At 75.7% G+C, this 851-nt stretch carries 1 protein-coding gene; it reads left to right on the top strand.

Annotated elements, in window-relative coordinates; all coding sequences use genetic code 11:
• Positions 1-15: 15 nt before the first annotated feature.
• Positions 16-851: aromatic acid exporter family protein (locus N869_RS16740; RefSeq protein WP_052105660.1), on the top strand; the 836-nt coding region annotated here is incomplete at its 3' end.

Genomic DNA, 851 nt, shown 5'->3' with positions numbered 1-851 from the left:
CGGTGCACTGGGCCGGTGAGCCCTCCCCCGACCTGGCGCACCCGCCTGACCGCCGTCGCGCGCCACCCGCGCGTCGGCCTGGCGGGCAAGGCCGCCCTGGCGGCGACGCTCTCGTGGTGGGTGGCCCTGCAGCTGCCCGACCCGGCCTCGACCTACGCGTTCTACGCGCCGTTCGGTGCCGTCGCGACCATGTACCCGACGGTCGTCGGGTCGTTCCGCGAGTCGGTGCGGAGCCTTGCGGCGATCACCCTCGGCGCGCTGCTGGCGCTGGCCGTCGACGCCGCCCTGGGGCCAGGGGTGCTGGTCGTCGGGCTCGTGGTGGTCCTCGGGGTGCTCCTCGGTGGGCTGCGCGCCCTCGGTGACCACCGCGTCTACGTCCCCGTCGTCGGGCTGTTCGTCCTGGTGCTGGGTCAGGGGCACGAGCTCGACTACGCCGCCGCCTACGCCGGGCTGTTCGCCCTCGGCGCCGCGGTCGCGATGGGGGTCAACGCCCTGCTGCCCTCGTTCCCGCTACGCCTGGTCGACGGTGCCCTCGCCGGGTTGCGCGCCGGGCTGGTCTCGCACCTGCTGTACCTCGCGGAGCAGCTGGACGAGCGCCTCGACGGGGACGGGCACGGTGAGCGTGAGGACGAGGTGGAGCGGCAGGGGGTGGGGCGTCCGCACCTGGCCGAGCCGACGGCCCGGGCGCGGGACGTCGTGGACCACCTGCTGGAGGCGGCACGCGCGAACCGCCGGGCACGACGCCACCTGCCGGCCGTGCGAGCGGCCCAGGACGGGTTCCGGGCCCTGGAACGGGTGGGACTGCTGGTCGAGGACCTGTACGACCTGCTCGAGGACCGCCCCTGGGGCAG

This window comes from Cellulomonas bogoriensis 69B4 = DSM 16987, assembly GCF_000767165.1.
Lineage (GTDB): Bacteria > Actinomycetota > Actinomycetes > Actinomycetales > Cellulomonadaceae > Actinotalea > Actinotalea bogoriensis.
The sequence above is the reverse complement of the archived record's forward strand: the minus strand, read 5'-3'. Positions and strand labels throughout refer to the sequence as shown.